The following is a 23,191-nucleotide window of genomic DNA, read 5'->3' as shown; positions in this document are numbered from 1 at the left end:
TTTTATACCCTATTCAAACATTTCATTGCAAATTCCTCGTAATTTGTGCACTGTTTTGCATTAAAATAGGCGCAATATTTATAAGCTTTTGATTTTTCTTATGCGGAAGTTTTTGCAGAGCATGCTGCCCCTATGCATAATCCCTGCGATTATGGTGGGTTGCGCCAGCTCTCCTCAACACACAACAACAGGCAAAACCTCTCCAAGCGGTAAGCGCATCTTTATTCCTCAAGAGCGCGTTATTATCGAACGTCCTATTCCACCTAAAGTTGAACCTGCTTCCTATCGCGCTTGGTTAAATACAGGCGATCATTATGAACGTGTACGCGAATATGAAAAATTCCTGGCGCGTCATGATGTGGCAGGTATCGTACCAAGTTTTGAATTATTAAGATCCGCTCGTGATTGGCAGAAGTGTGGCCGTTCAGAATATGCGGTACCTAACCGTGAACTTTGGAATAATTCTTTATCGACCTTACGTGTCTTTAAATATCTTATTGCCGCAAAAGTTTTAACCGACTTTGAGGTAACTTCAGTTTACCGAGACTTACCTTTAAATGAATGTGCAGGCGGCGCAAGTTCTTCTAAGCATTTATTTAACTCTGCCATCGATTTCCGTATTGGGCCAGAAGTTCCACAGCCACAAGACTATGCGTTTATTGAAAATACGAAGTTTAAATTGTGTCAGTTCTGGGCTCAGCACGGCCAAAGTTTAAATTTAGGTATTGGATTATATAGTTCAGGACAAATCCATATTGATACTCAAGGCTATCGTACTTGGGGACCTGACTTAACCCGCAATACATCAATGTGTAATTTCTAAAATATAAATCCCCTTATGCGCTTCAGTTTAAGGGGATTTGCTCATTCTATAATCAACCAAAATTTCTTGAATCGAAGATTTTTGCACTCTAGTCATAAACGTTTAAAATACGCCTATCAACATACAGGTAAATTTGACTATGCAGCAGATGTGGACAGACATTGACGAATATATCGATTCACATTTAATTCCCGAAGATCCTCGACTCGACTTTGCATTAAAAAATACCGACGAACACGGCTTTTCAAATCATCTTGCAGTTGCTCCAAATCAAGGAATGTTCTTGCAAATGCTCATTCAGATGAATAAATGCAAGCGTGTTTTAGAAATTGGGACCTTTGCTGCCTACAGTACAATCTGGTTAGGACGTGCACTGCCTGAAGATGGCTATTTGCTTACCATTGAAGGTCGTGATACTCATGCAGAAATGGCTCAAAAGAATATCGATCATGCCAACCTGCCTGTAAAAGTTGACCTTAAATTAGGCCGTGCTGCCGATGTACTTTCTGCAATTGATCCTCAGTCGATTGAGCCTTTTGATTTTATCTTTATCGATGCCGATAAACAGGGCTATCCGGAATATTTAGAACTCAGTCTCAAATTTTCTAAATCGGGCACTATTATTGTGCTAGATAATGTCATCCGTGCTGGAGATATTTTGAATCCTGAAAACAAAAAACCAAGTATTGAAGGCATTCGTGAAACCTTTAAAGCCCTAGAAAATCATCCGCAAATTTTGTCTTGCACAGCTTTACAAACGGTTGGCTCAAAAGGTCATGATGGTTTTGCAATTGCAATTGTGAAATAATGGTTAAAAAATCATCTTTTTCATTTTATTATTTATAATCAATAAATTACTTTTATTACCCCTGCTTTTCCATATAGTTATCCACAAGATTTGCGGATAACTATATGCAAATCTCATCATTTAGCCACAAGTAATGGTACAGTCGCGTTACGGAAAATCGTGGTTGCAATACTTCCCAAGAAGAACTGATGTATTTTGCTATGGCTAAATGCGCCGAGCACAATAATTTGAATACCATGTTCTTGTTGGTACTCTAGAATATTTTGCGCCACATCACCGTATCTATAAACGGTCACTACATCTAGCCCCGCTTGTTTCAAGTAATGCTCTGGTTCATTCAATATTTCAGGATGGTCACCGACATAAACTAAATGGCACTGTAAAGTCCGTAATAGGTCACTTTGTGCAATACGGCGCATCATTTTTTGACATGTCGGAGAGTATTCATAAGCGAAAATAAAACGTGTCGGTACTTTGAAGTTTTCACCAATGGTCAAAACCGTACAATTTGCACCGCGGATAAAGTTTTCAACATTGCTGCCAATCGGTTTATGTTTTTCGGCGGCTCTTTCACCCACCCGACCCAAAATCACAATATCGTTTTCGTGTAAGAGATTAAAACTTTGCTCTAGAAAATCCCCTTTTTCCTGAATTTTTGAGCAAGTAATTCCGTGTTTTTCTTTAATTAAGTCAGAGATATGTCTGAGTAAATTATTGCTGTAATCTAAAGCGAGTTCACTTTGTTTTTGCTCTAATTCAGCTAACTCTTTAAGCAACATTGCATTGCTTTCAAAGCCGATTACGCCACTAATTTCACCAAGGTGATAACTTGCCGGGTAGTAATCTAGAATTTGTAATAATACAAGCTCTCGTCCAGTTGCTTTCGCAACCCAAGCCGCTGCATCTGCAATAGCATTAATACAAGGTGATGAGTCAATACACGCAATAACACGGTTCATTTTTGCCTCTCTTCTTCAGGTCTATTTGCCTTGGAGATTTTTCTATAACTTAGCTTTAACTTAACATAGATAAAAATCCGTATGTTAAGGTTTATGTATTAAAATCCACTTTTTTGTTTAAAGATCAAACATTTTATTACATTCTTGAGACTGCATTATTCTCTTAAACGGATAAATTTTGCTGGGTTTCCTCCCACAATATGGTACGGCTCCACATCTTTTGTCACCATACTATTCATGCCAACTACAGCATGTTTACCAATTTTAATCCCGTCTTTAATCCCCACATGCGCACCTAACCAAACATCTTTTTCAATTTCGATACCCTGTGAGCGAACCGGCTGTTGGTAAAGTGGACGGTCGAGTTGCATGCCATGATCAAATGCATAGAGATGACAATAAGCAGCAATACGAACTTGATCATGTAGTTTTATGCCTGCTCGACCGCCATCTAAAATACAGTGGTGGTTAATAGCAACTTCATTACCAATCTCAAGCGGTCCATGCAAACTACAATCTGCCGCGATAAAACAATTATTACCAATCTTAATTTTCCGGCCCGGCTCGGCAAAAATATGGGCTAACGGTGAAATAAAACAGTTCTCCCCGATCTCGACCGTTTCCATATCCATTAAATAAGCCTGATATTCTTTTTGCCATTCTTCCGCCCAAACACGGTGTTTGGGTTTCAATGTCCAATATAGCCATGGCATATAATTTAAACGGTGTTTATGTTGCTCGCGGTACTTGAGTAAAGAATCAGTCATCAGTCAATTCCTCCTCAACTTTTAATTCTTCGCGACCACGAGTCACATCTCGTAGTTTTAGAGCGAGTGGTTCAATTTGGTGAACCTGTAATCTCGCTTCGATATCGACACCTGTTGCAGTATAACTTTCCTGATATTCAATTTGCTGCTGTGTCAGCTCATACTGAAAGATGGCCCATTCATTAAAATGACAAGAAAAATGAATCGTTTTCTTGGCAATCAGTTCAATACGTTCAGCTAACAATAATGATTGTCCGGCACAACCACCATATGCCCGAACAAGCCCACCAGTTCCCAGTTTTATACCGCCATACCAGCGATTCACCATGACAATAATATTAGTCAGGTCATTTCCTTCAATAGTTGCCAGAATTGGACGTCCCGCTGTACCAGATGGTTCCCCATCATCATTAAAGCGAACGTTATGCCCAATTTTCCATGCCCAACATTGATGTGTGGTCGAGATATCTTTATTTAATTCTAAAAACTCTTTCACTTGCTGTTCATTTTCTACTGGCGCAGCAATCGCCTGAAATCTACTTTTTTTAATTTCTTCTTCAAAAGTAACGGGTGATGCAATTGTAAAAGCCATAAATGAAATAAAGCATAATAAAAATCAAATTATAACGTGAATTTAATAGAAGCAAACCTATAAAAAAGCCCCGAATTTCGGGGCTTTTTTTCTTATCTTTCTCTTAATGCTTCTTTGGCTTTATTAAATGGTTTAAGTAAGTAATCCAGTACAGTCTTCTCACCAGTACGAATATCTACAGTTGCCACCATACCCGGTGTAATACCGAATGCTTTACCTTCTTTATTGTAAAGCTTGTCGGAGTCAGTTCGGATATAAACACGATAATAGAATTGATCCTGTTTCACTTCATCGCGAATGGTATCTGGAGAAATAACCGTAACCTTACCTTTTAAACCACCATAAATTGAGTAGTCATAGGCCGTGATCTTAACCAAAGCTTCTTGACCAGGACGAATGAACGCAATGTCACGTGGCAAAATACGGGCTTCAATTAATAACTGTTCATCAATTGGCACGATGGTCATTAACTTACCGTTTTGTGGAATCACACCGCCATGCGTTGTCACTGTAATTTCTTTTACCACACCGCGCACAGGAGCTTTAAATACGGCACGTTGTAAACTGTCATTACGGCCCATGACAACTTGTTGTTGAGTTTGCGTGTCAGTATTTGCTTTAGATAACTCTTCACGTGCCTTAACGTAGTATTGGTTACGTGCATCGTTCATCTTGTTTTGCAAATCATTTGCTTCACGGCGTAAGCGTAAAACCTCAACCTCACTTGCCGCACCTTTGGCAACCAAAGGCTCTGTCATGGCCAATTCTTGCTGAACCAGTTGTAAAGCCTGTCTTAATCCTGAAAGCGTTTGTTCAAGATCAGCTCTGCGTGATTCATACAAAGCAGTCTCTTCATGAACAAGCTTCGGATCTTGTGCAACTATTTCAGGGAAAACCAGTGGTGTACCGTTCACTTCCGCACGTAAACGTGCTGCTGTGGCCTGAGCTGCAATTAATAAAGATCTCGACTCACCCACATTTGAAGCAAAACGAGTTGGGTCGAGCTGAGCAAGAATTTGCCCTTTTTGGACAATATCGCCTTCTTGTACATTTAGCTTAGTTAAAATACCGCCCTCTAAAGACTGGATGACCTGTTCTTTAGATGATGGGATAACCTTACCTGTACCGGTTGAAACTTCTTCAAGCTTAAAAAACCATGCCCAGATAAAGAAAATCACTAAACCAATGCCCACGATCCAGATGACTAAACTGGCACGCGGTAATGGTGGTTCACTATAAGATACATTCATTGAACGGGTAAGTTCTTGTTGTTGTTCGCTCATGAATTGCCCCCTTGGCTCACTTGTTTTTGTTGGGCTGTAGATTGATTAAGTACCTGATCTCGTGGTCCATCCATCACAATTTTGCCTTCATTGACGACAATAATTCGATCGACCAGTTCAAGAACAGCTCGGCGGTGGGTCGCCACAACCAACGTTCGGTGTGCTAACCATCCTTTGAGATGATCAATTAATTGTTTCTCTGCAACATCATCAATGGCTGCTGTCGGCTCATCAAGCAATAAAATATTCGGTTGACGAATCAATAAACGAGCCAATAATAACGCTTGTTTCTGACCACCAGAGAAACCAACGCCTCCTTCTAAAACCAAGTAATCCAAGCCTTCTTTTTTCTCTTGAACAAAAGATAAAGCACCTGTTACCACTAATGCACGAAGAATATCTTCATCTGTTGCAAGCGGTGCACCTAAAGTCAGGTTTTCACGGATTGTTCCGTAGAATAAATGTGCATTCTGGTTGAGTAGCCCCATATCTCGGCGCACATCTGATGGATCAATTAAGGAAAGATCGAGTCCATCTAAATGCACAGCTCCCTGAGTTGGAACCTGCATACCGGATAAAAGCTGAAGCAATGTCGACTTACCAGCACCATTACGACCCAAAATCGCAATTTTTTCTCCGGCGCGAATTTTTAAATGGCGGATCGCAAGACTTGGTCTCGGATCTTCTTCTCCATATTGGAACAAGATATTTTTTAATTCATAGTCGCCATTTAAAACAGCTTTGTGTACCAGATGTGAACGGTCGGCCTGATCAATCGGACGTTGCATAAGTTCATCTAAACTTTGCTTAGCAACTTTTGCCTGTTGTAGACGACCTAATACGCCCGTAATCTGGGCAATTGGCCCTAACATACGCGAAGATAAAATTGAACATGCGACTAACGCACCTGTGGTCATTTCACCGTCCATTACCGCAAAACAGCCCACTAACACCACAATGGCATAAGTTAAACCCTGAACCATTTGGGTCCAAGCCATTAAGGTACCCACAATTTTACGCTGTCTCATACCAATGTCGGCTGAGACTTCATTCATATGGTTCCATTGGTTTTGGAATCGTGATTCAGCACGTAAGAGCTTAATGTCTTCAATACCTTGTACCGCTTCTACCAAAATTGCGTTACGAATTGAAGATTCTCTCATGCCTTCTTGTGCCAGTTGAGCCAACTTCTTCTGTACCAAAATACCCGGCAAGATCATAAGCGGCACAACAAGTAGCATTACCCAGAACAGTTTTCCACCAATAATGGCAAAAATTACTAAGAACAGGAAAAAGAACGGAAAATCGGCAATCGCACTAATTGTAGTTGAGGTGACCAGTTCACGAACGCCTTCGAGTTCACGAATCTGGGAAATAAAACTACCTGTAGATTTCGAGCGATCTTTATTTTTAATTCTTAAGGCATGGCCAAATACACGATCCGACACACGTAAATCAGCACGTTTACCAATGATATCGGATAAATATACTCGTGAAACACGTAAGGTAAACTCAAAAAGAGCGGCAATCAGTACACCACCCGCCAAAACCCATAAAGTGGGAATTGACTGGGATGGAACCACGCGGTCATACACTTGCATCGAGAAAATAATGGTTGCCAGTGCCAACACATTGGCAATCAGCGAGGCAAACATAATATCAACGTAGCGTTTCCAGTCTCTTAAAACGATTGACCAGAACCAGTTGGCTTCATAAGGTTTGATATATTCGTCAATACGTGCATCTGGAATAGACGTTTCAGGACGCAAGATATAGACATTTTTAAGTGTAGTTTTTAAAGCGTCTAAAGATAAACTTTGTGAAAGGCCCTGATCTCCACTGAACTGGATACTCACATTTCCTTGGGTATCAGCCTTATCGATTACACCGACTTGACCATCATTAAACTCCACCATGACAGGTAAACGCCATGGGTTGAGTAAGTCTAAGGAAAATGGTGCCTTACGAAGATTCAGACCGACTTGACGTGTCATTAACTGCAAGACGTTATCTAAATTCTGATTTTGGTTCCAATCAAGTTGTAAACGGATTCTTTCTTCTGAAGGCTCTATTCGATAATGTTTAGCAATAGTTAAGACCGCCTGTAGCCAAGGCTGGTAATTTATTTTTGTCATCATGGTTGTACTTCGAACCCCTGAATTGAAATATTATTTAAGCCATAGGCTTGGCGGGAACGTCCTGTTGCTTCAATGTACTGAACAATGCTGCTATAAATGTCATAACGTGCTGATTCGAGTTCTGAGTTGGCACTATGAATAGCTTGTTCAGCATTTAATAAATCGACCAATGAACGCGTACCGAGCTTGTATTGCTCTTGATAGAGTTCACGTGTACGAACCGTTGTTGCTTGGCGACTTGCCAAAACCTGCATTTGACGCTGTTTATTTTCAATCTGTTCGCGACTTGTTCTAATTTGGTCCAGAACATCCATATACACCGAATTCACTTTGGCTTTTGCAGCTTCTTCGGCATAACTTGCCATTTTTACTTGTGAAGCTGTAGCACCACCTTGGTAAAACTGACTGGTTGCTTCAAGCATGACTGAACTATATAAACCGTCATCTTTGTCGTTATTCGGGTTTTTACCATTAATCGCCTGACTTACCGAACCTTTCACAGCCAAGGTCGGATATCGGGTTAAACGGGTTTGTTGTTTTTGAGCTTTTGCAACCTCAACACCTGCCTGCGCGGCAATCATTTTTGGAATGGTATTAAACTCAGGTTCACCATAAAGATCAGATTGCTTCACGAGATCATCGGAAATAATCCATCCGGTATGACTAACATCTGCACCTAATAAGGTTCTTAAATGCTGTTGGTATTGACGTAATAATGATTGCTGAGCAATCAAAGCAGACTGCGCTGCCTGTAAGTATGATTGCGCCTGAATTGGGTCTGCTTGACTCGCGACACCAGCGTTTGCACGCAGGTTAGCAATTTCCTGAATACGTCGAATACCGGCAATTTGCTGCTCAGCAATTTTATTAAGCTGTAGATAACGCTGAATATTCACAAGTCTGTGCAACATCCAAAGCTAGAGTATCAACGCTAACCAAGACATTGGCTTGTTCAACCTGAACTTTCGCTTCTTCAACATCAACACCTGATTTGACTTTACCGAAGTCATAAAGCATTTGAGTAGCACTTAAGGTTAATAACTGCCGACCTCGTTCTCCACTGCTTAAATCACCAGTCGTAATCCCTCCTGAAAGCTGGGGATAGTAACCGGCTTTAGCAACGTCAACTCCTGAATTTTGACCTGCTAAAGTTGCAATAGATTGTGAAATATCGGGGCTACGCTGAATGGCAATTTTTACCGCATCTTGCAATGTCATCGTTCTAGATGGCAAGTTAGAAAAAGATGAAGCTCGATTATCATTAAGTTGAACAGTAGGAAATTCCTGCACAATAGAACGGTCTAGCTTAAAATTACTAAGCTTGTGCATTTTGGCAACTTTAAAGTCATCACTACTTTTAGGGACAAAAAGTTGTGACAAGTTCTCTTTCAGGGTGTGGTATTGCTCACTTGGCTTAGCAGCGTATATCACGACAGGTACATGTAGTGTACTTAAAAGCATAAGCCCTTTCAGGAAAGCCTGCTTTCTACATATCCCTCTTACTCTTCTTTGGTTATATCCAATCATGCTTATCTTGTTGATCTTGTTTGTTATCGTTTAAAAGCTTCTACATTCTACATAGTTTTTCACCTAAAGCAGCATAATTGATGGAATAAATCACACATTATTTTTTCATTAAATGATTGATATATGTATTTGTTTTTATTTATAAAATACTAAAAAATAAAAAAAGAGGCCTTGACCTCTTTTTAACCAAACAGATTAATGTCTTTAATTAAACTGTGAAATCATCACCTAAATAGACTTTACGTACCTGTTCATTGTCTAAAATTTCTTGTGGTGTGCCTTCGGCAATTACCGAGCCTTCACTTACAATATAAGCACGTTCACAGATTGCTAAAGTTTCACGAACATTGTGATCGGTAATGAGGACACCAATACCTCGATCCTTCAAGGTCTGGATAATATCTTTAATATCGCCCACTGAAATTGGGTCAACACCAGCGAACGGCTCATCCAAAAGCATAAATTTCGGATCTGCGGCCAAAGCACGTGCAATTTCTGCACGACGACGTTCACCACCAGATACACTCATTCCCAATGAATCTTTAATATGACTAATTTTAAAGTCATTTAATAACTCAGTAAGGCGCTGTTGACGTTGCTGTTTATTCAAATCTTTACGCGTCTCTAAGATCGACATAATATTTTCAGCAATCGTCAATTTTCTAAAGATAGAAGCTTCTTGAGGTAAATAACCAATACCCTTACGTGCACGTTCATGCATCGCTAGGTCTGACATATCCAAGTCATCAAGATGAATCTCACCTTTATCCATGCGCACTAGTCCAACCACCATATAGAAACTGGTGGTTTTTCCAGCGCCGTTAGGACCAAGCAAACCAACAATCTGTCCACTTTGCATACTAAAAGAGACGTCTTTGACAACCCAACGCTTACTATAGTTTTTTGCTAAGTGTTTAATACACAAAGTTTGCGGTTGTTGAAGAGCTTGCTGCATTAGTCACGCGCTCCTGGGAAACTTTTTGAACTTGAAGGTGGAATAATGATTTGTACACGGTTTGAAGAAGAACCTTGAGCTTCAACATCACCCTTATTCATACTATATTTCAGGGTGTTACCGCGAATACTTGAACCATCTTGGTATAAATATGCACCGCCAGACAAGGTAATAATGCCTGTATCTGCATTATAAACAATCGTTTGTCCTTCACCGCGTGCAATACCTTTATCAGCACTTATTTGTTGCTGAAACTTAGACGGTCTACCTTTAGCAGTGATCGTTTGAATTTCACGTTTAGAGTTTAGTGTAGCCACAATTGAGTCGGCCTGAAGCTTCATGGTGCCTTGCTCAATCACGACATTACCCGTATAAGTCGTCAAACCGGTTTTTTCATTATAAGTTGCACGGTCTGCCACTAACGAAATTTGTTGATTACGGTCAGACGGCAAAGCAAAAGTCGAAGCAGATGATAAAGCAACGAATGTAATTACCGCAGCTTGTTTTAGGAAAGCTGAAGAACGTTTTAAATTAAGACTTTGGTGCATACTTTCCTCGAATATTAAAAAATTCGTACTGACCATTATTCAAATTGGCTTTTAGTCCTTTGCTCACAAACTCGCCTTGTGGAGACTGAACTGTCACTTGATGATTAGTTTCAATGTCTCTAGTTTTTGGATAACCAGTTAATTCATCGGTTTGAAACTCAATGGTTCCTTGCGGTGCCAACTTAGTGGCTACCACGTCACCCGATAACACAACCTTTTGATTATCATCATATCCATAAGCTTGTTTAGCAAAGAATGTTGCATCAACTTTACCTAATTTATACATAGTGGCATTGAGTTGATCCAACTTTGACGTTTTTTGTTGCATATCCTGTTCAAGCTGACGAACTTCAGCACGAATATACAAATTGCCTTTGTCATCAGTTTGAGTCAAATGGACGCCCTGCGCCGAATAAGTCATATTCTTCGCCGAACCAATGTCCAGTTTTTTTGCCTTGCCACTATAGTAGTAGTAACCACCACTCACAGCAGCAACCACTACAGCAACAATATATAAAACTCTGGTATCCATGAGCAGGAATAGCCTACCTTTTTAAGTAATCTTGTTATTAATGCGGTACTGCAAGATATTTTTCAAGAAGTTCTTGGTAAATGCCTTTTGCGATCAGCAACATATCACAAACTTCACGCACAGCTCCACGGCCACCCATCGCCTGTGTTACCAAATTCGCACGACGGCGCACTTCCTCATGTCCGTTTGGAACAGTAACACTCATTCCGGCAATGGCAAATGCTGAGAGATCCGGCCAATCATCACCCATATATAAGCAGTCTGAAGGCAGAATATTAAACTGTGCACACGCTTCACGTAATGCCGAGCCTTTATCTTCACGGCCTTGGAAAACCAGATCGACGCCTAAATCGGACATGCGTTTTTCAACGATATTACTTTTTCGTCCAGTAATAATGATGACTTTCATACCCGCTTGTTGCGCAAGTTTCATACCCAAACCATCACGAATGTCGAATGATTTAATTTCATCGCCCGTGTTGGTTAATGTCACAAAGCCATCACTTAAAATACCATCAACATCCAGAACCAATGCCTGCAAATGACGTGCTTGTTCTAACAATGCATACGATGCCATTGATTAATTCACCCCTGCCTGAATAAGGTCATGCATACTAATTACACCAATCACTTTGTTCTGGTCATCGACTACCACAAACTGACTGATTTTTTTCTGGTTAAGTTGTTGTAAAGCTTCTACAGCTCGGGCTTCTTGAGAGATCGTTGACGGTTTCTTTGTCATCACTTCAGACACAGGTAAATTTACATCAAACCCTTGTTGTTTATCGATGAGACGACGTAAATCCCCATCTGTAAAAATACCGAGTAGATGGTCTTGTTCATCAACAATTGTTGTCAAACCTAAACGCTTATTTGAGATCTCGTAAAGCACTTGATTCATTGGAGTATTAGGTGAAACTTTTGGTAACTCGTCGCCTGTATGCATTAAATGTTTTACATGTAACAGTAAACGCTTACCCAACGCACCTGCCGGATGCGAACGAGCAAAGTCATCAGCAGTAAAACCACGAGCTTCAAGTAAAGCAACTGCTAAAGCATCGCCTAAAACCAAAGTCGCTGTCGTACTTGAAGTAGGCGCTAAACCTAAAGGGCATGCTTCGTCAGACTCACCCAGAGTTAAAGCAATATCTGCATTTTGCGGCATTGGGCCTTTATCATCACGACTAATCGTAATAAGAGGTACACCAAGATGCTTAATGAGTGGCATTAACATCATGATTTCATCGCTTTTTCCCGAGTTGGAAATTGCAATAAGTACATCACCACGAACGAGCATTCCTAAATCGCCATGCCCTGCTTCGCCAGGATGCATAAAGAAAGACGGCGTGCCTGTCGAAGCAAATGTCGCTGCCATTTTTCGGCCAATATGCCCAGATTTACCCATACCCGTGATCACAACACGACCTTTGCATTGTAATAATATTTCACAAGCACGATTAAAACGGTCATCAATTTGTGTTGCTAATACATCTATGGCTTGTTGCTCAATACGCAATGTCGCTAATGCACTGCTTTGGAAATCTGTAGGATTAGGCATACGAGTTTGACTCAAAATAATTGATCTGATCTCTGGTTGAGATCGGTGATTTTAATCAAAAGATTTGGGGGCATTCTAGCATAACTCAATCAGTTACACGTTTTTAAATGTATAAGATTTCACAAGCTTATAAAATTCATGCATAAAACTTTGTTAAAAATGATGCATCAGTTATGATGTAACACTATTTTTGTTGAGTGTTTGAAAACCCTTATGCAACCGTTTGTTTTATATAACTCTGAGCAACGAAAAAAAGTTGAATTTGTACCTCGCAAAGAAGGTCACATCGATATGTACGTCTGCGGTATGACCGTTTACGACTACTGTCATATCGGACATGCTCGAGTTATGGTTGCATTTGACTACATTATCCGTTTTTTGCGTAGTCAAGGCTGGAAAGTCCGCTACATTCGCAACATTACCGATATTGATGACAAAATCATCAAACGTGCGAATGAGAATGGTGAAACAATCCAACAGCTCACCACGCGTTTCATCGATGCCATGAATGAAGATGCAGCGAACTTAGGCTGTTTAGCACCAGATGAAGCACCTAAAGCGACTGAATATATTGACCAGATGCAAAATATGATTGGCAATTTGGTAAATAAAGGCGCTGCTTACCCTGCTTCAAACGGTGATGTTTATTTTGAAGTCACCAAATTTGAAAAATATGGTCGCCTCTCTGGCCGTAAGCTTGAGGATATGCAAGCTGGCGCAAGTGAGCGTGTTGATGTAGAAGTTGAAAAGAAACATCCTTTTGACTTTGTGCTTTGGAAACATGCAAAAGAAAATGAACCATCTTGGGCGTCCCCTTGGGGTAATGGCCGTCCAGGTTGGCACATTGAATGTTCTGCAATGTCGACTTGCTGCCTAGGCAATCACTTTGACATTCATGGTGGCGGTTCAGATTTAATGTTCCCGCACCATGAAAATGAAATTGCGCAAAGTGAAGCTTCGACTGGTGAGCAATATGTAAACTACTGGATGCATGTTGGCTTTATTAACGTTGATGGTGAAAAGATGTCTAAATCTTTAGGCAACTTCTTTACGATTCGTGACGTAATGGAGAAATTCCACCCAGAAGTGATCCGCTACTTTATTGTGTCTTCACACTATCGTAGCCCTGTGAACTTCTCTGATGTAGCACTTAAAGAGGCAAAAACTTCTTTAACTCGTTTCTATCATTCATTTAAAGCTTATCAACAAGTGTACGGTCAAACGACAACTGAAGCGCTTGATCAAAGCTTTATTGAACGCTTTAACAATGCAATGTGTGACGATTTCAATACTGCCGAAGCAATGGCTGTATTGTTTGAACTGAACAAAGAGTTAAACCGTGCTGTAAAAGAAGAGCAAGCTGACCAAGCGACTGTGCTTTATTCGACATTACGTCACCTCACCAACATTTTAGGTTTGGTACAACACAATGTAGACGATTTCTTAAAATCAGATATTGGACAAGATGCACTTGCTTTGTCTGATGCTGAAATTGAAGATTTCATTCAACAACGTGTTGATGCGAAAAAAGCAAAAGACTTTGCTAAAGCAGATAGCATTCGTCAGTCTTTACTTGAGCAAGGCGTAGTTCTTGAAGACACTCGCCAAGGTACAGTTTGGCGTCGTGCTGATTAAACGTTCAATTAGATCACAAGAGTGTTGACACTTTAATGAAACACTCTATAATGTGCTCACATTGCGGGAATAGCTCAGTTGGTAGAGCATAACCTTGCCAAGGTTGGGGTCGCGAGTTCGAGTCTCGTTTCCCGCTCCAAAATTCAAAAACCACTTAATTCGAAAGAATTAGGTGGTTTTTTTATTGGCTGTTGATTAGCTTTGACTACTCAAAATAGTCAAAATTCGCATTAAAAAATGCTTTATATTTCCGTGCCCCTTTTGAACAGTACTATCAAGAAGAAGGCAGAAAAATGAATAGTGCCCGCTTAATTGTTCAAATACTTAAATGCCTAAAGAAAAAAGAATAATGAAAATATAATTAATATTTTATGATTAAACCCATCATTAAGTTTTTATTGATATTGAAATTAAAAAATGGCTTAAAATTAAAAATTAGGTTAAAAGTATATTATCGCAAAGTCTCCCCCATTGAGGAGACTTTCTAAGTATTAAATGACTTAAGGATGAATTTTTTTCAATCCATCTTCTACAGCAAATTTAGCGTCCTCCCACTGTAAGCGTGAACTGCCTTTAACTTGTTCCCATTTAGTTTTCAATTTAGATTCAACCTCGGAAAAATTAATTTCTGCATTATTATCTACACGATTTTCATAACCTAAACGATAAGCCGCCCGATAATCACGATCATATTCTAGATTCTTGTCTTCAGTATAATATGGCATTTTTTTATAGTTTTCTCGCCAATAATTATCTTCTTCTTGCCAGTCATTACTATCATCTTTTTGATTATTTGTTTGAGCTATATCATTACCTGCTATTGCCCCTACCACACCACCAATAATCCCCCCAACAACAGCACCTGGAGGGCCACCAACAACACCAAATGCAGCACCTACCGCCGCTCCTCCCAAGGTTCCTGCACCTGTAGCAACCAAATTCTCTCCTGCTTCATTCATATCGGGTACATGATTGTTATTAGTCGGTCGAGAGTTTAAATCTGGACGAGCATTATCAATTGTGGATGAAATATCTTGTAATGGTTTGCTATTTGATACATTACCATTAGAAGATGGCTCTTTTTGAGTCGTATGATTACCAACTGAATTTGATTGTTTTGTATTTACCATTTTCTTACTCCCTATATTTTAAAATCTAGTGTCTTTCAAAAGAGCTAGAATATTAAAAGAACTTTTGAAGTATGCTTGACAATTATTATTATAATTCACCTTTAGGTTAGTTATGTTTCATAAATACCCCTATTAAGTAAGGAGATGTTATTAATTAAAGAAATTATTTCTCATCAATAAAAATTCTTATTCAAATAATCTTCACAATTATATCATTCTTTATCACACAATCATTATATTTCGCTAGATTAAACATTACCCACAACACTCTAGTTTTACACCACCCTGCAGGAAATTATTATTTTATGTATATGCAATTTAAAAAAGCCTAGTTAATTAATACTAGGCTTTTTAAATGCATTTTTAAAAGATAATAATTATATATTATTTCATATTTTTAAATATATCTTCAGCTGCTTTTAGGTGTTTCGCAACAGCATCACGTGTTTGTACAAGCATATTTTTTAATTCAGAACTTTTCGTGTTTGGTATTAACTGCTTATCAATTATCGTTAAAACTTTACGGTGAACTTTAACTTGACTCATCATATAATTTTTATCAGTATCTGATGTTATTTGATTAAGCTTACTAACAATTTTATCACTATCATTTTGCAATGATTTACTAAGATTACTGGTTTGTGAAATCAACTGTAACCGACTTGCCAACGCTTGTGCATTTTTTTCATTGGCTGAATGTTCTTTAATCATCATTTCAGCATATTTCTTAGCTTCATCCATTTTTAGTTTTGGCAATGCAGTTTTTGCCTGCTTAATTTCACCATTATTAGCTGTACTTAATATCTTGAAAATTTGACTATCAGTCAAATTTTCATGGTTTTCATTTAATATTTTAGAGTGATTCTTCCCATCATTTATAGTTTGTTGATTCGCTGCCATAATCTCAAATGCACTGAAGCTTAAAACACCACTAATTGCGATACAGCTAATAATTTTCTTCGTTAAAATAGCTTTCATACCAATATCCTTTAACTTAATTCATGAGTATTTCTACCTATGGGTAGCTTTTTCACATTTCCAATCTATATCCCTACTTGTAAATTCAAGGTTGGGGTTATTTATTCATTATTTCAATCAACCATATTTATACCGCTCGTTGAATATTCTTCGCAAAGGGTAAATAGCTTATTTAAAGTAGATGATATAAATTTAATAATGAATCATGCCTCTGTATCCAATCTTATTAATGTAAATATAAAATATATATAATTTTAAAAAACATTAACTTAAAAAAATTTTTATTTTTTATTTTTACGAAAATAACAATAAAGCTCGTTATATTAACTTATAGATACTAAAGCTAAAATTAAATATATTTAAAGAAAATTTAAACCAATTTAACTTATTCACCCATCTATAAAAAAGCGTTCTCCTAAAGACTTTAATTCACACACTGCACACAAACAGTGACATGCACTTTTGTAGATATCGTATGAGCTGTGCAACCTGAAAGTAGAATACACAGCGAAATCAGAGCCTTCATAGTGAAACGCGGTTAGCAATCCAGCCATAAAGGAATTGTTCCTGCGTGGGATTTCACTCACAAATTTCGATGTAACGTTGGCCTTGCATGATATTAAGAACCCGAACTAATACCTTCTCTCCTTCTTTACCGCGCTTAGCCAGTGTTAGCGAAGAGGTAAGTAAGAAATAAAGTTCTATCTTCCAACCTAAGCTAGCCATTTCCTCCTAACACTCACATATTTTTAGCTAATTCTTTTGCCAAACATTGTTCATGCCAAGTGGTTTGGAAATTCTCGACAGCTTTTGACTTAATGAGAGGGTCTTCAAATAATTTTGAAGAATATGCAGATTTAATAAGCTCTTGATAAAGTTGTTTGGCTTGTTGTTCTTCAAGATGATTGGCGATGTCATGTAACTCTTTAGCTGGCACTTCATGTTGTCTAGCATCCATCACGCCACTCGCTGCTTTTTTCACAGTTTCGCAGTAATGAAGCTCCATCGCTTCGGATGCTGCATAACATTGAATTGAAATTGCGCTTATAAAGAGGAATATAAATCTCATAATCTCACCTTAATTTGACGCGCAAGGTTAGCAACTAATCTCCCAAAATTTAAGTTAAAAAAGGTTAATTTTTCTATACTCTTATTTTATTTCACCTTTTGCACTTGAGTATCAGAGGCTTTTAGCACTTTTCCATCTGCTGTGACTGGTGCCATAAATGGAATTTGCTGACCTGTATTTTTATCAATTAACAGAGAATGGCGCTCACCACTTTCGAATAAGTTGTGTTCTCCCCATTGACGTAGAGCAACAATCACAGGAAATAAACTCTCCCCTTTAGGAGTTAGCACATATTCCTGATAAGCCGTACCATCTGAAGCATCTTGCATTTCGAGAACACCTGCTTCCACCAACTTTTTCAGCCTGTCAGAAAGAATATTTCGTGCAACGCCTAAGCTCCGCTGGAAATCTCCAAAACGGCGCATTCCGTCAAATGCATCGCGCACAATAAGCAGTGACCAGCGATCTCCGATGAGATTGACGCAGCGTGCAACAGGACAAGGTTCTTCTTTCATCAATGTTGAGTTAGGCATTGAGTTTCCTTACCAATAATCAGTAACAAGATATCTAGTTGCATTTTAAAACCAGTCAATCTAATATTCAACTAGTTGCATTTTAAAACTAGATTGAATGGATTTAGGACAATGAAAGCTTCTCTTGTATCTTCAAAGTCTTCGGTAGATAACAATAAAACGCATTCGAACCTACCTCGTAGCGTAGTTTTACTATTTGCTATAGCAAGTGGTGTAAGCGTAGCAAATGTCTATTATGCACAGCCTTTGCTCGACATCTTGGCGAGTGACTTTAATATTAGTCATGCCGCCATTGGTGGTGTGGTTACAGCCACTCAAATAGGTTGTGCACTTGCCCTCGTGTTTTTAGTGCCGTTGGGTGATCTTATAAATCGGCGTCGGTTAATGGCTATACAGTTAATGGCTTTAATATCTGCATTGCTAATGGTTGCCTTTGCCCACTCTACAATTGTTCTTTTGACAGGAATGCTTGCGGTGGGTCTACTCGGCACAGCCATGACACAAGGACTTATTGCCTATGCAGCAAGTGCTGCGGCCCCACATGAGCAAGGGCATGTGGTCGGTACTGCACAGAGTGGTGTGTTCATTGGGTTACTGCTTGCCCGTGTATTTTCAGGGGGAATTAGTGATGTGGCGGGTTGGCGCGGCGTGTACTTTTGCGCAGCTATCATTATGCTCATGATTGCCTTACCACTTTGGAGGCGACTCCCTCATTTAAATGTTCAGCCTGTTACCATGCGCTACCCGCAACTTCTAGCTTCTATGTTAAAGCTACTGCGCCAAGAAAAAGTCCTACAAGTACGCGGTGTATTAGCCTTATTCATGTTCGCGGCATTTAATATTTTCTGGAGCGCATTGGTACTACCGTTAAGTGCACCACCCTATAACTTTTCGCATACTGTAATTGGGTCTTTTGGACTGTTCGGTGTAATCGGTGCTCTAGCCGCCACTCGTGCTGGCCAATGGGCCGACCGCGGATATGCTCAGCACACAAGCTTGGCAGCACTGTTAATATTGCTGCTCGCATGGTGGCCGCTTTCACTTATGACCTACTCACTTTGGGCGCTGGTGATTGGCATAGTATTGCTCGACTTAGGTGGACAAGCCCTGCATGTGACCAACCAAAGTATGATTTTTCGTACTCGCCCAGAAGCGCATAGTCGGCTTGTGGGTCTATACATGCTCTTTTATGCAGTAGGTAGTGGAGTGGGTGCAATCAGCACAACAGCGACTTATGCTTATGCAGGATGGCTCGGCGTATGTAGTCTAGGCGCATGTGTGAGTTTATTGGCGTTATTATTTTGGTGGAGAACGATGAAGCTATAACCCAAGTATTTTAAAAGTTCGTTCATCTAATTCTCTCAATTCATCCAAAGTATAGAGCCGCCCCTTTGGATCAAAAAATTTATCAAAATCAAATTGCCCTTCTTTATATAACTTATAACGTTTAGGGCCTAACCATTCTTTTTGGAAAAAATTATCGGTCAGATTAAAAAACTCTTTGAAGGAAATATTTGCATCTATTTGGCCCATTAACTGAGTCCGCTCATCTTTAGGAATATCTCGTACTTTTCTTTCATCCATAACGAAAGATCGGTTCCCAATAAGCCTTCCATCCTTACTGACAGGAACCAGAATACTTCGACAATTCGGATGCAAAGGTGGCACTCTTTTCGCCGAGTCATTCAGTTTCCAAATAGAACCATCAACGGCTGCACAGATTTTAGAAGTTCTACCATCTAAAACACTCACGAACCTTACATATTCAAAATTAAAATTTTTGAAGTTATATAAATAGACCTGATTTGATATATGGCTACGTAGCGTTCTAATAATTCTTTCAATATCGATTTTGGTACTGTTGAGCAATCCATCTTCGTACTTAAGGCGTTTTGTACCAGTAATACGTTTGATGATTTGCTGAGGCGTCATTCCGGTATTCATACCATCCCGAATAGCATATTCAATGCGTTGAAGGGCATTTTCACTAATTTGAGCTAAGGATTCATCAACCAAGGCACCTCCAGCCAAAGGCACTCGTTTTATTGACTGATAAAGCTGCTCTCCCTCTAAATCTTTAATAACCTTACCAAATAGTTTGTCCATATAGTTTGACTCATATATAGCCAAAGCAGTTGCCGAATGAGTAAACATTTCCGGTAAAACAGTATTAATTGAATTAAACCAGTTCGAAATAACAAGTTGGATGTTTTTTAGATGCTGAGTTGTATACTCTCCACCAGCAAGAGCAAACTTCTCAGTTTCATTCAGCTCTTTCATTAAATTGCTTAACCGATCAAGCATAACCATCGTTTCACTATTAAAAAACTTATAAAGTTCATTTACCGATCGCGATGATGCTCGGTAGAGATAAGCTTGATGCTGGGTAAAGACATCAAAAAGTGATTTTTCAGTAATATTCTTCATGTAAGTTACCTCTACAAAGGTGCACTTTATTTTTCTTTTTATATCGCTGTTCTATAAAATTTATTAATAGTTTTGAGTAGTTAAAAAGTTTATAAAGCTAATTAAAATAGTACTTTTGTTTTACAAACTTTTTTTGCACACTAATATTTCTAATAAAATTAGTGAGCCACAAAATAAACTCATCTCTATACTCAAAACGAGGAAGTAGACTTAAGTCAACTTTTATCTCTCTTTCAGAAAGAGGCTTAGTTAAACATTCTTCAAAATCAATTTTGGTATATTTTAACTTTAAATCATTTTGTTCGGCTTCTTTTCTAATTTCTGCCATCACTCTATTGAGATTGGTTACAGGGTTATCCGTAATCTGGTACTTTTCATACATATTTTCGTATACATTTTCGGCAATATCTAAATATTTAATGAGTTCAGCATTCTCATTCATCTCTTCATCATCCTATTTTTTTGGAAATTATGTACCAGTAAATGTTTCTATACGTAATTTAAGATTATTTTTATGTGAAAAATATTTTAATAAGAATAACAATATAATCTCCAACTTATTATTTTTTATGTCATTATTAATTCTTTATAAAACATTTCCATATTTACTGACATTTTGATAAGTTTTATATGCTGATCATTTAAGCTTGTTAAATAAAAAAACCGCCCCAGAAGGCGGTAGCTGAATATTATCAGCCAGATATAGAAGTAAGGTGGACAAATACTTCTATATTTAAGAGGATATTTTATTATTTTTAATGAAATCCTCAGATTTAAAGTAGTTAATAATCATCTCAGCATTTTCTTCTTTGCTTGGTTCAGCAGCCACAGGAATTTCGGCTTGATCAATTTTAAAGCCTTTTGGAATATAGTTTGAAATTGGAGGAAGCTTCTCTTTCCCTCCAATTGTCATTCGCTCAATAAAGCCTGCAAGCCACAAAATGAATTCATCTTCATTTTTAAACTTGGGCATAAGACTTAAATCAATATGCACTGATTTTTCTTTATTAAATTGATTTAAGCATTCTTCAAAATTTATAAAATTGTACTTAAGTTTGAACTCAGTACCTTTAATTGCTTTGCGAATCAAGCTAATTAAACAATTTAAATTTTGAATGGTATCTTCAGTAAATAAATTATCTTTTTTAATTTCCTTGTATACTTTCTCCGCTATAGCTAAATACTTTGGCATTTCTTCCTCCTCAATATTATTATAAATAATTGAAAATAAAAAAATTCATCTTCTGATTATGAAGACTTAATTGTAATTGAGTGCAAATAAATATAAAACAATGTAAGAACTACCCATATTATGTAAAATTGCACCATAACGGAACACAAATAGTCAAACTAATGTTAAATGTTTCACAATTTTATTTAATACTTTTAACTAATTAGAAATATTTTCTTTCAATTGTAAATGATTATTTTTCACACAACATGAGTAATAAATTATCATTAAAAACAATGTAGAAATAATTTTTATAAGTACCTCTCATGCTTCTAGATTCACCATACTTTAGTCTTTTTTCAGTCATAAATTTGAAGAAAAACTTAATTAAAGATGAGGTTATAACACCTACCCATCTGTTATATTTTTTTGAAAAAATTCTGTATCTATGATTACACCTTGCCTTTCTTCATGATAGTAACTATCTAGACACGAGGTAGCTAACATGAGTTTTTTAAGAAAGAAAAATAAAGCTAGTTTTGTACTATTTATTATTACCCTCTATTCAATGCTAGGGTTCGGCTTAGGTTTTATTATTTGGGAGTATTTCCTACAAATTCCATAACTTGAGCTAATAATTGATTTTTAAAGTAGCCGTTTTGATGGTTCTTTGAAAGATAATGTTTGCTTTACCTTTATACGGCTAAACCATGGTGGTTAAAAAAATACCTTCCAAATATAAGGTGTTAATATTTGGAAGGCACTTTGTAATCAGCTAAAGCTAGTGTCTCGTAATTTCTGCATTAATTTCTAAGCTTATTTCTTTACTACGATGGTAAGCTGCTTTTAAAGCCAGCCGAATATCATCAGAGAGGTTGCCTAATTCAAACATTCGTAATGCAGACTCTGTAATACCATTCGCTAATGTGACCTTGCCACATAACTCACTAGGCTGAACATTACTTTTACGAACCATTTCTACAGCGCCTGATGCAGCTTGAAGTATTAGATCTAAAGCAAATTGCTTATCTAGCCCCATAGACACCCCTGTTTTCACCATACTGTCGAGAATATAGAAGAAGTAAGCTGGTCCTGAACCCGATAAAGCAATAATCGCATCACTTTGGGATTCTGAATTTGCCCAATAGGTTCGCCCTGTTGCTGAGTAAATTGTTTCTATCACTTCTTTATCTAAAGGCTCTAAATAGTCTGAACCAATTAACACATGAGTACCTGTATAGGTTAATACAGGGGGATTAGAAATGACTCTGATAATTTTTTTTGAACCCGTAATACTCATTAATTGTTTAATATTAACTCCGGCCATCATCGACACAATAGTTTTATCAGCTAACCATTTTTTTAAGGGCGCCAGTATAGCCTTTAAGTCTTTTGGGTCTAGTAATAGAACAACTATATCTGCCTTTTTCACCTCATGTTGCTTTTGCTTTAGAATGATTTGATTCTCAAATTTGACTTCCTCTATTAGATTAATTTTTTCTCTTTGAAAGCCTTTTAAAACTAAACCTCCAATTAAAGCTAAAGACAAATTACTGCTACCAATGAAGCAAATATTAGGCTGTACTATATTCAACATTTAGAATTATTTCCTTCCTTTAGATATACTACAAAAAGAAATATTATTTATGACGTAAGTCATGCACCGTTAAGACAAGAAAAATTTAATAAATTTTCATGAATGTTAAGTTTAATTTTACAACGATTTTAAATTCTGAGCTAAGATTACTCTTTACTTAT

At 38.0% G+C, this 23,191-nt stretch carries 23 protein-coding genes, 1 tRNA gene and 2 pseudogenes; 6 read left to right on the top strand and 20 right to left on the bottom strand.

The features are described from left to right. Positions 1–100 precede the first annotated feature (100 nt). Together EG365_RS14860 and EG365_RS14855 are read left to right on the top strand one after the other, a co-directional pair. On the top strand, positions 101–823 hold the full coding sequence (locus tag EG365_RS14860; RefSeq protein WP_001986294.1) for a D-Ala-D-Ala carboxypeptidase family metallohydrolase: 723 nt from the start codon (positions 101–103) through the stop codon (positions 821–823). 139 nt (positions 824–962) lie between these two features. After that, on the top strand, positions 963–1,631 hold the full coding sequence (locus tag EG365_RS14855; protein WP_001186835.1) for an O-methyltransferase: 669 nt from the start codon (positions 963–965) through the stop codon (positions 1,629–1,631). Between the two features lie 116 nt (positions 1,632–1,747). Here the strand turns inward: EG365_RS14855 and EG365_RS14850 are convergent, their stop codons facing one another. From EG365_RS14850 to EG365_RS14795, 11 genes and pseudogenes are all read right to left on the bottom strand, one after another. Further along, entirely contained in the window at positions 1,748–2,590 is an 843-nt protein-coding gene (locus tag EG365_RS14850; protein WP_001082436.1) for a universal stress protein, read from the bottom strand. A 155-nt stretch (positions 2,591–2,745) separates the two neighbouring features. Next, positions 2,746–3,357, bottom strand: coding sequence for a chloramphenicol acetyltransferase CAT (locus EG365_RS14845; RefSeq protein ID WP_000132359.1), 612 nt, complete (start codon positions 3,355–3,357; stop codon positions 2,746–2,748). Further along, positions 3,350–3,949: an IMPACT family protein gene (locus EG365_RS14840; RefSeq protein ID WP_000885988.1), complete on the bottom strand. Its 600-nt coding sequence runs from the start codon at positions 3,947–3,949 to the stop codon at positions 3,350–3,352. The genes EG365_RS14845 and EG365_RS14840 overlap by 8 nt, the downstream gene beginning before the upstream one ends. Positions 3,950–4,041: 92 nt before the next feature. Continuing rightward, positions 4,042–5,232, bottom strand: coding sequence for an HlyD family type I secretion periplasmic adaptor subunit (locus EG365_RS14835; protein WP_000003555.1), 1,191 nt, complete (start codon positions 5,230–5,232; stop codon positions 4,042–4,044). Continuing rightward, entirely contained in the window at positions 5,229–7,370 is a 2,142-nt protein-coding gene (locus EG365_RS14830) for a type I secretion system permease/ATPase (RefSeq protein ID WP_000988402.1), read from the bottom strand. Before EG365_RS14830 ends, EG365_RS14835 begins: the two co-directional genes overlap by 4 nt. Next, a pseudogene (locus EG365_RS19610) lies at positions 7,367–8,831 on the bottom strand (TolC family protein). The gene EG365_RS14830 and the pseudogene EG365_RS19610 overlap by 4 nt, the downstream one beginning before the upstream one ends. A 274-nt stretch (positions 8,832–9,105) precedes the next feature. Beyond that, complete coding sequence (lptB, locus tag EG365_RS14815; protein ID WP_001183458.1) at positions 9,106–9,852, bottom strand: LPS export ABC transporter ATP-binding protein; 747 nt, start codon at positions 9,850–9,852, stop codon at positions 9,106–9,108. Beyond that, entirely contained in the window at positions 9,852–10,400 is a 549-nt protein-coding gene (gene lptA, locus EG365_RS14810; RefSeq protein WP_000554244.1) for a lipopolysaccharide transport periplasmic protein LptA, read from the bottom strand. The genes lptB and lptA overlap by 1 nt, the downstream gene beginning before the upstream one ends. After that, positions 10,384–10,932, bottom strand: coding sequence for an LPS export ABC transporter periplasmic protein LptC (lptC, locus tag EG365_RS14805; RefSeq protein WP_000381220.1), 549 nt, complete (start codon positions 10,930–10,932; stop codon positions 10,384–10,386). Before lptC ends, lptA begins: the two co-directional genes overlap by 17 nt. 37 nt (positions 10,933–10,969) lie before the next feature. Beyond that, complete coding sequence (locus EG365_RS14800) at positions 10,970–11,509, bottom strand: KdsC family phosphatase (protein WP_000179338.1); 540 nt, start codon at positions 11,507–11,509, stop codon at positions 10,970–10,972. A gap of 3 nt (positions 11,510–11,512) precedes the next feature. Then, positions 11,513–12,490 (bottom strand): KpsF/GutQ family sugar-phosphate isomerase, encoded by a 978-nt coding sequence (locus EG365_RS14795; protein ID WP_001133555.1) that lies wholly within the window; start codon positions 12,488–12,490, stop codon positions 11,513–11,515. 213 nt (positions 12,491–12,703) lie between these two features. On the opposite strand from EG365_RS14795, the gene cysS reads away from it, so the two are divergent. After that, positions 12,704–14,125, top strand: a complete 1,422-nt coding sequence (gene cysS, locus EG365_RS14790; RefSeq protein ID WP_001182287.1) for a cysteine--tRNA ligase — start codon at positions 12,704–12,706, stop codon at positions 14,123–14,125. A 63-nt stretch (positions 14,126–14,188) separates the two neighbouring features. Further along, positions 14,189–14,264 (top strand) — tRNA-Gly (locus EG365_RS14785). 361 nt (positions 14,265–14,625) lie between these two features. Here EG365_RS14785 and EG365_RS14780 read toward each other — a convergent pair. The 5 genes and pseudogenes from EG365_RS14780 to EG365_RS14760 form a co-directional block, all read right to left on the bottom strand. Next, positions 14,626–15,255, bottom strand: coding sequence for a hypothetical protein (locus EG365_RS14780; RefSeq protein ID WP_000248356.1), 630 nt, complete (start codon positions 15,253–15,255; stop codon positions 14,626–14,628). Between the two features lie 384 nt (positions 15,256–15,639). Beyond that, complete coding sequence (locus EG365_RS14775) at positions 15,640–16,233, bottom strand: DUF4142 domain-containing protein (protein ID WP_000644342.1); 594 nt, start codon at positions 16,231–16,233, stop codon at positions 15,640–15,642. A gap of 579 nt (positions 16,234–16,812) precedes the next feature. Then, positions 16,813–16,896 (bottom strand): annotated as a pseudogene (locus EG365_RS19605) (hypothetical protein); the annotation flags it as partial. 76 nt (positions 16,897–16,972) lie between these two features. Beyond that, the gene (locus EG365_RS14765) at positions 16,973–17,302 is read right to left on the bottom strand and encodes a hypothetical protein (protein ID WP_001210983.1); all 330 of its coding nucleotides are present in this window, start codon (positions 17,300–17,302) and stop codon (positions 16,973–16,975) included. Positions 17,303–17,388: 86 nt separating this feature from the next. After that, positions 17,389–17,835 (bottom strand): winged helix-turn-helix transcriptional regulator, encoded by a 447-nt coding sequence (locus EG365_RS14760; RefSeq protein WP_001133965.1) that lies wholly within the window; start codon positions 17,833–17,835, stop codon positions 17,389–17,391. A gap of 111 nt (positions 17,836–17,946) precedes the next feature. On the opposite strand from EG365_RS14760, the gene EG365_RS14755 reads away from it, so the two are divergent. After that, the gene (locus EG365_RS14755; RefSeq protein WP_000648017.1) at positions 17,947–19,161 is read left to right on the top strand and encodes an MFS transporter; all 1,215 of its coding nucleotides are present in this window, start codon (positions 17,947–17,949) and stop codon (positions 19,159–19,161) included. Here the strand turns inward: EG365_RS14755 and EG365_RS14750 are convergent. The 3 genes from EG365_RS14750 to EG365_RS14740 all read right to left on the bottom strand — a co-directional run bounded on the left by EG365_RS14750 (position 19,156) and on the right by EG365_RS14740 (position 21,454). After that, entirely contained in the window at positions 19,156–20,262 is a 1,107-nt protein-coding gene (locus EG365_RS14750) for a minor capsid protein (protein ID WP_000790418.1), read from the bottom strand. The two genes, EG365_RS14755 and EG365_RS14750, sit on opposite strands and share 6 nt — an antisense overlap. Before the next feature lie 97 nt (positions 20,263–20,359). Next, a complete protein-coding gene (locus EG365_RS14745) occupies positions 20,360–20,704 on the bottom strand; it encodes a hypothetical protein (protein WP_001004676.1) in 345 nt (114 codons plus the stop codon). Between the two features lie 291 nt (positions 20,705–20,995). Further along, positions 20,996–21,454 carry a hypothetical protein gene (locus EG365_RS14740; RefSeq protein WP_001127325.1) on the bottom strand — a complete coding sequence of 153 codons (459 nt, stop codon included), beginning with the start codon at positions 21,452–21,454 and terminating at the stop codon, positions 20,996–20,998. A gap of 484 nt (positions 21,455–21,938) precedes the next feature. Between EG365_RS14740 and EG365_RS14730 the strand changes: the two genes are divergently transcribed. Next, a complete protein-coding gene (locus EG365_RS14730; protein ID WP_001982898.1) occupies positions 21,939–22,058 on the top strand; it encodes a hypothetical protein in 120 nt (39 codons plus the stop codon). A 156-nt stretch (positions 22,059–22,214) separates the two neighbouring features. Here EG365_RS14730 and EG365_RS14725 read toward each other — a convergent pair whose 3' ends face one another. Beyond that, positions 22,215–23,030, bottom strand: coding sequence for a pyrroline-5-carboxylate reductase family protein (locus tag EG365_RS14725; protein ID WP_000932369.1), 816 nt, complete (start codon positions 23,028–23,030; stop codon positions 22,215–22,217). Between the last annotated feature and the right edge of the window lie 161 nt (positions 23,031–23,191).

The organism is Acinetobacter sp. FDAARGOS_494, assembly GCF_003812225.1.
Taxonomy (GTDB): domain Bacteria; phylum Pseudomonadota; class Gammaproteobacteria; order Pseudomonadales; family Moraxellaceae; genus Acinetobacter; species Acinetobacter baumannii.
The sequence above is the reverse complement of the archived record's forward strand: the minus strand, read 5'-3'. Positions and strand labels throughout refer to the sequence as shown.

Bases quoted from the DNA above. Each gene is read 5' to 3' on its own strand.
- EG365_RS14860 (WP_001986294.1), top strand. From the start codon at position 101: ATGCGGAAGTTTTTGCAGAGCATGCTGCCCCTATGCATAATCCCTGCG.
- EG365_RS14855 (WP_001186835.1), top strand. From the start codon at position 963: ATGCAGCAGATGTGGACAGACATTGACGAATATATCGATTCACATTTA.
- EG365_RS14850 (WP_001082436.1), bottom strand. From the start codon at position 2,590: ATGAACCGTGTTATTGCGTGTATTGACTCATCACCTTGTATTAATGCT.
- EG365_RS14845 (WP_000132359.1), bottom strand. From the start codon at position 3,357: ATGACTGATTCTTTACTCAAGTACCGCGAGCAACATAAACACCGTTTA.
- EG365_RS14840 (WP_000885988.1), bottom strand. From the start codon at position 3,949: ATGGCTTTTACAATTGCATCACCCGTTACTTTTGAAGAAGAAATTAAA.
- EG365_RS14835 (WP_000003555.1), bottom strand. From the start codon at position 5,232: ATGAGCGAACAACAACAAGAACTTACCCGTTCAATGAATGTATCTTAT.
- EG365_RS14830 (WP_000988402.1), bottom strand. From the start codon at position 7,370: ATGATGACAAAAATAAATTACCAGCCTTGGCTACAGGCGGTCTTAACT.
- lptB (WP_001183458.1), bottom strand. From the start codon at position 9,852: ATGCAGCAAGCTCTTCAACAACCGCAAACTTTGTGTATTAAACACTTA.
- lptA (WP_000554244.1), bottom strand. From the start codon at position 10,400: ATGCACCAAAGTCTTAATTTAAAACGTTCTTCAGCTTTCCTAAAACAA.
- lptC (WP_000381220.1), bottom strand. From the start codon at position 10,932: ATGGATACCAGAGTTTTATATATTGTTGCTGTAGTGGTTGCTGCTGTG.
- EG365_RS14800 (WP_000179338.1), bottom strand. From the start codon at position 11,509: ATGGCATCGTATGCATTGTTAGAACAAGCACGTCATTTGCAGGCATTG.
- EG365_RS14795 (WP_001133555.1), bottom strand. From the start codon at position 12,490: ATGCCTAATCCTACAGATTTCCAAAGCAGTGCATTAGCGACATTGCGT.
- cysS (WP_001182287.1), top strand. From the start codon at position 12,704: ATGCAACCGTTTGTTTTATATAACTCTGAGCAACGAAAAAAAGTTGAA.
- EG365_RS14780 (WP_000248356.1), bottom strand. From the start codon at position 15,255: ATGGTAAATACAAAACAATCAAATTCAGTTGGTAATCATACGACTCAA.
- EG365_RS14775 (WP_000644342.1), bottom strand. From the start codon at position 16,233: ATGAAAGCTATTTTAACGAAGAAAATTATTAGCTGTATCGCAATTAGT.
- EG365_RS14765 (WP_001210983.1), bottom strand. From the start codon at position 17,302: ATGAGATTTATATTCCTCTTTATAAGCGCAATTTCAATTCAATGTTAT.
- EG365_RS14760 (WP_001133965.1), bottom strand. From the start codon at position 17,835: ATGCCTAACTCAACATTGATGAAAGAAGAACCTTGTCCTGTTGCACGC.
- EG365_RS14755 (WP_000648017.1), top strand. From the start codon at position 17,947: ATGAAAGCTTCTCTTGTATCTTCAAAGTCTTCGGTAGATAACAATAAA.
- EG365_RS14750 (WP_000790418.1), bottom strand. From the start codon at position 20,262: ATGAAGAATATTACTGAAAAATCACTTTTTGATGTCTTTACCCAGCAT.
- EG365_RS14745 (WP_001004676.1), bottom strand. From the start codon at position 20,704: ATGAATGAGAATGCTGAACTCATTAAATATTTAGATATTGCCGAAAAT.
- EG365_RS14740 (WP_001127325.1), bottom strand. From the start codon at position 21,454: ATGCCAAAGTATTTAGCTATAGCGGAGAAAGTATACAAGGAAATTAAA.
- EG365_RS14730 (WP_001982898.1), top strand. From the start codon at position 21,939: ATGAGTTTTTTAAGAAAGAAAAATAAAGCTAGTTTTGTACTATTTATT.
- EG365_RS14725 (WP_000932369.1), bottom strand. From the start codon at position 23,030: ATGTTGAATATAGTACAGCCTAATATTTGCTTCATTGGTAGCAGTAAT.